Raw genomic sequence first — 8,428 nt, 5'->3', positions numbered from 1 at the left:
TCGCGGGTCGTGCGCTTCTCGCACTCTCGGTCGAACGCACGCCCCCCGAACAGTCGCCCATCCATCTCAGTCACCCTCCGTCTCGCGGGTCGTGCGCTTCTCGATCCGCTTGTCGTCAGCCTGTTCGGACGTCAATTCCACGACTCGCTGCACATAGATGCCGGGCAGGTGGACGTCGTCGGGGTGGATGTCGCCCGGCTCGACGAGCTGCTCCACCTCCGCGACGACGACGCGGCCCGCCATCGCGCACAGCGGGTTGAAGTTGCGCGCCGACAGGTTGAACACAAGGTTGCCGTGACGATCACCCTTCGCCGCACGCACGAGCGCGAAGTCCGTCGTGATGGCCTCCTCGAGCACGTACGGCTTCGCGTCATCGCCGTCACCGAAGACGCGCGTCTCCTTCACCGGTGAGGCCTTCTGTACCGAGCCGTCGGCCGCGTACTTCCACGGCATGCCGCCGTCGGCGACCTGCGTACCCACACCCGTCGCCGTGTAGAACGCGGGGATGCCTGCGCCACCGGCGCGCAACTTCTCTGCGAGGGTGCCCTGCGGCGTCAGGTGCACCTCCAGCTCGCCCTCGAGGTACTGGCGCGCGAACTCCTTGTTCTCGCCCACGTACGACGCGATGACGGTGCGCAGGCGCCCGTCGCGCAGCAGCACGCCGAGACCCCAGTCGTCGACGCCACAGTTGTTGGAGACGACGTCAAGATCCTTCGCGCCCTGCTCGTGCAGCGCCGCGATGAGGACGCTCGGGATGCCGCACAGCCCGAACCCTCCGACGGCGAGCGAGGAACCGTCACCGATGTCGGCGACCGCTTCCGCGGCCGAGGCCACCACCTTGTCCATGAACCCTCCAGATCGCGCTTCGTGAGATGCACCTCACACCATGCCGACTTCAGTTAATCATCCTTAACCGAGGTGCGGGGGTGCGGCTTGCGGCCGGCCCCGCGCGCGACGACACTTCGAGCATGACGAGCCAGCTGCGCGAACCCCTGTACGGCCTCCTCCTCGACGTCGACGGACCCATCGCGAGCCCGGTGACGCGCACCGTCGCGATCGCGTCGATCGCCACGGATCTCGTCGCGATGGCGCGGACGGGCGTCCCCATCGTGTTCAACACGGGTCGCTCCGACAACTTCGTCGCAGCCACCGTCATGCCCGCGCTGCTCGACGCCGGACTACCCGACGACGCGCCCGTCATCGCCGTCTGTGAGAAGGGCGCGACGTGGTTCACCCCGACGCGCGAGCACCAGCGCAACGCGGGCGTCGACCTGCGCGTCGACGACGCCCTGCGCGTTCCGACGGGGCTCGTCGAGTACTGCCGCAGTATCGCCCCCGATTTCGACGACGCCATGTTCTTCGACGACACGAAGAAGGCCATGGTGAGCCTCGAGGCGCGCCATGGCATCGACCTCGACGTCTACCGCGAACGTCAGCACGCGTTCGATCAGCGGGTGTGGGATTACCTCGCCGAGCAGGAGATCGGCGTCGTCTGGGGTGAGCGAGAAGCGCTCAACGGCAGTGAAGACATCGCTGTCCGCATCGATCCGACGATCATCTCGACCGACATCGAGCACGTCGGGGTCGGCAAGAACGTCGGTGCCGACAAGGCGATCGAACTGCTCGCCGCGCGTGGCATCACCCCGCGCGAGTGGCGCACCCTCGGCGATTCTCGCAGCGACTACGCGATGGCTGATCGTCTGCACGAGCGTGGATTCGTCGTGCGCCACGGCGACGTTCGCCCCGCCGACGGCCTGCTCGAGCGCACCTACCCCGTCGAGGTCACGCCCGATCCGGCGCTGACGAACGACGCCGCCGGTGCCGCGTTCCTCACGCGATGGCGCGCCGACGTCAAGCGCGGCGAGGCATCTGCGGCGTTCTGACGGAGCGGTTCGCGGCCAGGACAACGGGCCGAGGAAATATCGCGTCCCTAACCACCGTTGTCGCATGGGCCCCACGAGGCGCGGTCCGTGGCCGCTCCCGACCCTGACGAAAGGCCCCCGCATGCCCCAGCTGTTCGAACCCCTCACCCTGCGCGACGTCGAGTTCCGCAACCGCATCTGGCTCACGCCGATGTGTCAGTACAGCTGCGAGGCGTGCGACGGTATCCCGACCGCGTGGCACTTCGTCCACTACGCGACGCGCGCTGTCGGTGGTTTCGGGCTCGTGCTGACGGAGGCCACCGCCGTCGCGCCCGAGGGGCGCATCAGCCCCCAGGACGCCGGCCTGTGGAACCACGACCAGGTGGCCGCATGGCGCCGCGTCGTCGACGCCGTCCACGCGAACGGCGCGAAGATCGGAGTCCAGCTCGCGCACGCCGGACGCAAGGCGTCGACCTACCGCCCCTTCGCGGGTGAGCCCTCCGGCAGCGTGCCCGTCGACGCGGGCGGTTGGGAGGCTCTCGGCCCGTCCGCGGTCGCCTTCGACGGTTACGCAACGCCCCGCGCCATGACGCTCGCCGACATCGACGACGTCGTGGACGCCTTCGTCGACGCCGCCCGACGCGCGGACGAGGCCGGTTTCGACGTCGTCGAGCTCCACGCAGCGCACGGCTACCTGCTGCACGAGTTCCTCTCCCCTGCCTCCAACCTCCGTGACGACGAGTACGGCGGCTCCTTCGAGAACCGCGCCCGTCTGCTGCTGCGCATCGCGACCGAGGTGCGCGCGGCCTGGCCGGAGGCGAAGCCGCTCTTCGTGCGGGTCTCGGCCACCGATTGGGCCGAGACGGGCTGGAACATCGACGAGACCGTCCGCCTCGCTCGCGAGCTGAAGTCCGTCGGCGTCGACCTCGTCGACACGAGCACCGGCGGCAACGTGCCCGCCGACATCCCCGTCGGGCCCAACTACCAGGTGCGTTTCGCGTCCGAGATCCGACGCGGGGCCGATATTGCGACCGGAGCCGTGGGACTCATCACGGAGCCCGCGCAGGCCGAGGCGATCCTCACCGAGGGTGACGCCGACGTCGTCCTCATCGGACGAGCAGGCCTGCGCGAGCCGTACTGGCCGCTGCGCGCCGCCGCCGAACTGGGGCTGACGTGGCGCGAGACCCCCTATCCCGCGCAATACACGCGCGGCGCGTGGGAGCACGCCCGGGGCTGAGATGCCATCGACCGCCCCGACCCTCGAGAACGTCGGGGCGGTCTTCCCGGCCGAAGCATGCGGACGACGACGCCGGAAGCATCCGGCTCCCGTCAGGCCGGTCGCACGTCCGCTGCCTTCCCCTCGTCCGTGTCGGTCTGCGCCGCCCCGGCGAACTGCGCCTCGTACAACCGCCAGTAGGCGCCGCGCGCGGCGAGCAGATCGTCGTGCGAGCCCTGTTCGACGATGTCGCCGTTCTCCATGACGAGGATGATGTCGGCGTCGCGGATCGTCGACAGCCGGTGGGCGATGACGAAGCTCGTGCGATCCTGACGCAGTGCCGCCATTGCCTGCTGGAGCGTCGCCTCCGTGCGCGTGTCGACCGATGACGTCGCCTCGTCGAGGATGAGGATGTCGGGCCGCGCGAGGAAGGCGCGCGCGATGGTGATGAGCTGACGCTCACCCGTCGAGATGGAGCCGCCGTCGTCGTCGATGATCGTGTCATAGCCGTCGGGCAGTGAGTGCACGAACCGGTCGACGAACGTCGCGCGAGCGGCTTCGAGCAGTTCCTCGTCGCTCGCGTCGAGCCGCCCGTAGCGCAGGTTGTCGGCGATCGAGCCGCGGAACAGCCAACTGTCCTGCAGCACCATCCCGAAGTGGCAGCGCAACTCCTCGCGTGGCACGTCACGCACGTCGACCCCGTCGACGAGGATGCGACCCGCATCGACGTCGTAGAAGCGCATGACGAGGTTGACGAGCGTCGTCTTGCCCGCACCCGTCGGCCCGACGATGGCGACCGTCTGGCCGGGCTCGATCCGCAGGTCGAGGCCCGTGATGAGCGGCGCGTCAGGGTCGTAACCGAAGCGCACGTCATCGAAGACGACCTCTCCGCGCAGCGACGTCGGCAGGTGCGCGTTCTCGCCGGCACCGCGCCCGCGGGCGTCGCGCGACTCCTCCGGCGCGTCGAGCACCTCGAACACACGCTCGGCGCTCGCGACGCCGGACTGCAGCAGGTTGATCATCGACGCGATCTGCGTGACGGGCTGCGTGAACTGGCGCGAGTACTGGATGAACGCGGTGACGTCACCGAGCGTCATCTGCCCCGACGCGACGCGCACGCCGCCGATGACGCAGATCGCGACGTACTGCAGGTTGCCGACGAACATCATGATCGGCATCATCAGCCCCGACAGGAACTGCGCGCGGCGCGAGACCTCCGTCAAGGAGGCGTTGGTCGACGCGAACGCCGCCTCCACCTGCGGCCCGCGCCCGAAGACCTTGACGAGCTCGTGCGCCGTGAACGCCTCCTCGATCTGCCCGTTGAGCGTGCCCGTGTGCGCCCACTGGGCTACGTACTGCCCCTGCGAACGCTTCATGATCTGCCCGGCCACGAGCATGACGAGGGGAATGGTCAGCAGTGCGACGATCGTCAGCTGCCACGAGACCGTCAGCATCATGACGACGACGCCGAGCACCGTGCAGATCGACACGAGCAGCTGCCCCGCCGACTGCTGCATCGACTGCCCGACGTTGTCGATGTCGTTCGTCACGCGCGAGAGCAGCTCGCCGCGCGGGCGCGAGTCGACATAGGCCAGCGGCACGCGCTGCAGCTTGGCGTCGACGTCGGCGCGCAGTTTCTCCACCGTCCGTTGCACGACGGTGTTGAGCAGACGCGCCTGCACGACCTGCAGCAGCGATGCGACGACGTAGAGCGCGACGACGGTGAGCAGGATCGTCGCGACACGGTCGAAGTCGATGCCCGCGCCCGGCACGAGGTCCATCGCCGCGACCATGTCGGCCATCTTCGACTGCCCCGACGCGCGCAGCGCCGCCACGGCCTGTGCCTTCGTCGAGCCCAGGGGCAGATGCATGCTCACCGAGCCCGCGAACACTGCGTCGACGGCCTTGCCGAGCACCTTCGGCGCGACGACGTTCATGATGACGGCCGTGACGCTGAGCGCCAGTACCGCGATGACATGCAGCCGATGCGGTTTCAGCAGCCCGATGAGGCGGCGCGCGGATGCGCCGAAGTTCAGCGACTTCTCCGCGGGCGCCATCGCCGCGCCATGACCCCCGCGACGCGGCCCTCCGGCCGGCGGGCCCGGCGGGCGAGTGCCCGAGCCGGGCGATGCGGCCGATGCGGCGGGCCCCGACGGCTGACGGCGGCTCATGCCGCTCCCTCCTGGCGTCCGAGCTGCGAATCAACCACCTCGCGGTACGGCCCGCACGTGGCGAGCAGTTCTTCGTGCGCTCCCATGCCGACGGCCGCGCCGTCCTCGAGAACGATGATGAGGTCGGCGTCGGTGATCGTCGAGACGCGCTGGGCGACGATGAGCACCGTCGCGTCCTCCACCTGCGGGGCGAGCGCGGCGCGCAGCCGCCTGTCGGTCGCGAGGTCGAGTGCGCTGAACGAGTCGTCGAACAGGTAGATGCGGGGCTTCGCGACGAGCGCCCGAGCGATGCACAATCGCTGCCGTTGGCCGCCGGAGACGTTGCTGCCGCCCTGCTCGATGACGGCGTCGAGGCCACCGTCCATTCTCTCGACGAAGTCACGCGCCTGTGCCGTCTCGAGCGCGGCCCACAGCTCGTCGTCGGTGGCGTCGGGTTTGCCGTAGCGAAGGTTCGACGCGACGGTGCCGGAGAACAGATAGGCGTGCTGCGGGACGAGGCCGATGTTGCCCCACAGCGCCTGCGGGTCGAGTTCGCGCACGTCGACGCCGTCGATGCGCACCGCGCCGGCCGTCACGTCGAACAGTCGCGCGACGAGGCCGAGCACCGTCGACTTGCCCGAACCGGTCGAGCCGATGAGCGCGACGCGTTGGCCGGGGCGGGCGGTGAACGACAGATCGCGTACGACAGGTTCGTCGGCGCCCGGATAACGCATCTCGGCGTGCTCGAGCTCGACGACGCCGCGCACCCCACCGTCGGGCAGGATCGGTGACGGAGGCTCGACCACGCTCGAGCGCGTGTCCAGTACCGCCGTGATGCGCTCGGCAGCCACTGCGGCGCGCGGGATCATGACGAGCATGAACGTGGCCATCATGATGGCCATGAGGATCTGCATGAGATAGCTCATGTACGCCGACAGCGCGCCGATCTGCAGGTCGCCGTCACCGACGCGGTGGCCGCCGAACCACCAGACGGCGACCGTCGAGAGGTTCATGACGAGGAACACCGTCGGGAACATGAAGGCCATGAGGTTGCCGACGCGGATCTGCGCGTTTGCAAGCGCCGAGTTGGCGGCGTCAAAACGCTGCAACTCGTGCGGTTCCCGGACGAACGCACGCACGACGCGGATGCCCGACAGGTGCTCGCGCATGACCCGGTTGACGCCGTCGAGCCGCTCCTGAACCGTGCGGAACCCGGGCACCATGCGCGAGACGATGAGGCCGATCGCGACGGCCAGCACCGGCACGGCGACGACCATGAGCCACGACAACCCGACGTCCTGATGCAGCGCCATCACGACGCCGCCCACCATCATGATCGGCGCCGTCACCATGAGGTTGGCGCCCATGAGAACGAGCATCTGCACCTGCTGCACGTCGTTCGTCGAGCGCGTGATGAGCGACGGCGCGCCGAACTCGGCGACCTCGCGCGAGCTGAAGCGCTGGACGGCGCCGAAGACGCGGGCCCGCATGTCGCGTCCGGCGTTCATCGCGATGCGGGCCGAGAACCAGGCCGCGCAGATCGCGGCGCACACCTGGACAACGCTGACGAGCAGCATCCAGCCGCCGGTGCGCCAGATGTAACCGGTGTCGGCGCGTACGACGCCGTGGTCGACGATGTCGGCGTTGAGGTTCGGCAGATACAGCGACGCGGCGACGCTGACGAGTTGCGCGGCGACGAGCCCGAGCAGCAACCGACGATGGGGCGCCAGCGACTGACGCACGAGTGAGACGAGCACCTGCTCAGCCTAGGTGCGCCAGGACCGACAACCCCGTCAGGTCGCGGTTGTCGGCGGTTTCGGCGCACTCACAGCGCCGGTAGCATGGGCGGGTGAGTCACGTCGGGTATTCAGGGTTGTTCGGGCTCACGGGCCGTTGGTACGTCGTCGTCGCGTTCATCGCGCGCCTGCCACTGGCCATGTCGCAACTCGGCACGCTGCTGCTCGTCGCGACGACGACCGACTCCTACACCTACGCCGGCATCTGCGCGGGAGCGCTGGCGGTGTGCAACGCCATCGGTTCGCCCTGGTTCGGTTCCCTCACCGACCGGCTCGGCCAGACGCGCATCCTTCTCGTGCAGTGCCTCGGCGGCGCGGCGGGCCTCGTCGGTGTCGTCGCCACCCGCTACTTCGATACGCCCTGGTGGCTGACGGCCGTCGTCGCGGCGCTCGCCGGGTTCGCGCTGCCGCAGATCGGTCAGCTCGCCCGCGTGCGCTGGCGTCCCATCATCGGATCGCACGGCGCCGATGGGCGGCTCGTCACGACCGCATTCTCCTACGAGGGAGCCGCGGACGAGGCGTCGTTCGTCGTCGGCCCGATGCTCGTCGGCGCGTTCGCGGCCTTGTTCGGGACGTGGGCGCCGCTGCTCGCCGCCTCGGCGCTGCTGCTGTGGTTCGGTCTGCAGTTCGCACGTCACCCCAGCGCCTCACTGGTCACGCCGGCCCCGACGGGCTCGTCGCGCATACCGGTGTGGAGCGCCGCGTTCACCGTCCTGTTCGTCGCGCAGTTCCTCATCGGCAACCTGTTCGGCTCGATCCAGACCGGTACGACGATGATGACGCGCGCCGCCGGCCACGCAGAGAGCGCCGGGTTGTTCCACGCGCTGCTCGGCATCGGTTCCGTCAGCGCCGGCCTCGCGTTGGGCCGCGTGCGCCGCACCCCGGATCACGCGCGCCGGCTGCTCCTCTTCGCGACGGCCATGTGGGTGCTGTCGCTGCCGTTGCTCGCCGTCGACGGGCTGTGGGGGCTCGCAGGTGAGCTCGTCATCCTCGGCTTCGCGATCGCGCCGTACATGATCACGACGTTCACGCTCGGCGAACTCATCACCGATCGCGGGCGCCTCGCGACGGCCATGACGTTCCTCGCCGGCGCGACCGGCCTCGGCTACGCGAGCGGAGCGGGCATCGCCGGACGCCTCGTCGACGCCCACGGCGCGACGGCCGCGTTCGCCGTCACGCTCACGGCGACGAGCGTCGCCCTCGTCCTCGCCGTCGCGGCGCGCGGTTTGTTGCGGCGCGCGCAAGCGCGCGCTGCGCAGGTGTGACCAGCCGACGTCGCTGACGTGGTGGTGCCGCGCCAGCGCCTCTCGTTAGGCTGAGGTCATGCCTCGTTTCACGCTTCCCGCTTTCGACTCCCCGGCCGCGCAGGCCGCCATCTCCGCCGCGACGGCGGCCGCCACCACG

The 8,428-nt window shown here is 69.6% G+C and carries 6 protein-coding genes; 3 read left to right on the top strand and 3 right to left on the bottom strand.

Translation table 11 applies throughout. The annotated features are described in order from the left end of the window. Positions 1–66: 66 nt before the first annotated feature. Positions 67–846 (bottom strand): CoA transferase subunit A, encoded by a 780-nt coding sequence (locus HMPREF0321_RS12165; protein WP_006946820.1) that lies wholly within the window; start codon positions 844–846, stop codon positions 67–69. Between the two features lie 122 nt (positions 847–968). Here HMPREF0321_RS12165 and HMPREF0321_RS12160 point away from each other — a divergent pair, with 122 nt between their 5' ends. Together HMPREF0321_RS12160 and HMPREF0321_RS12155 are read left to right on the top strand one after the other, a co-directional pair. Continuing rightward, the gene (locus HMPREF0321_RS12160) at positions 969–1,883 is read left to right on the top strand and encodes a hypothetical protein (protein WP_006946821.1); all 915 of its coding nucleotides are present in this window, start codon (positions 969–971) and stop codon (positions 1,881–1,883) included. A 121-nt stretch (positions 1,884–2,004) separates the two neighbouring features. Beyond that, positions 2,005–3,099: an NADH:flavin oxidoreductase/NADH oxidase gene (locus tag HMPREF0321_RS12155; RefSeq protein ID WP_006946816.1), complete on the top strand. Its 1,095-nt coding sequence runs from the start codon at positions 2,005–2,007 to the stop codon at positions 3,097–3,099. A gap of 92 nt (positions 3,100–3,191) precedes the next feature. On the opposite strand, the gene HMPREF0321_RS12150 is transcribed toward HMPREF0321_RS12155, so the two are convergent. Continuing rightward, on the bottom strand, positions 3,192–5,249 hold the full coding sequence (locus HMPREF0321_RS12150) for an ABC transporter ATP-binding protein (protein ID WP_006946818.1): 2,058 nt from the start codon (positions 5,247–5,249) through the stop codon (positions 3,192–3,194). Then, the gene (locus HMPREF0321_RS12145; RefSeq protein ID WP_006946819.1) at positions 5,246–6,985 is read right to left on the bottom strand and encodes an ABC transporter ATP-binding protein; all 1,740 of its coding nucleotides are present in this window, start codon (positions 6,983–6,985) and stop codon (positions 5,246–5,248) included. The genes HMPREF0321_RS12150 and HMPREF0321_RS12145 overlap by 4 nt, the downstream gene beginning before the upstream one ends. A 92-nt stretch (positions 6,986–7,077) precedes the next feature. Here HMPREF0321_RS12145 and HMPREF0321_RS12140 point away from each other — a divergent pair, with 92 nt between their 5' ends. Then, positions 7,078–8,289, top strand: a complete 1,212-nt coding sequence (locus HMPREF0321_RS12140) for an MFS transporter (RefSeq protein ID WP_006946817.1) — start codon at positions 7,078–7,080, stop codon at positions 8,287–8,289. Positions 8,290–8,428 lie beyond the last annotated feature (139 nt).

The organism is Dermacoccus sp. Ellin185, from assembly GCF_000152185.1.
Taxonomy (GTDB): Bacteria; Actinomycetota; Actinomycetes; order Actinomycetales; family Dermatophilaceae; genus Dermacoccus; species Dermacoccus nishinomiyaensis.
Note: the sequence above shows the minus strand (reverse complement) of the source record. Positions and strands in the feature narration are given on the sequence as shown.

Bases quoted from the DNA above. Each gene is read 5' to 3' on its own strand.
- HMPREF0321_RS12150 (WP_006946818.1), bottom strand. From the start codon at position 5,249: ATGAGCCGCCGTCAGCCGTCGGGGCCCGCCGCATCGGCCGCATCGCCC.
- HMPREF0321_RS12165 (WP_006946820.1), bottom strand. From the start codon at position 846: ATGGACAAGGTGGTGGCCTCGGCCGCGGAAGCGGTCGCCGACATCGGT.
- HMPREF0321_RS12155 (WP_006946816.1), top strand. From the start codon at position 2,005: ATGCCCCAGCTGTTCGAACCCCTCACCCTGCGCGACGTCGAGTTCCGC.
- HMPREF0321_RS12160 (WP_006946821.1), top strand. From the start codon at position 969: ATGACGAGCCAGCTGCGCGAACCCCTGTACGGCCTCCTCCTCGACGTC.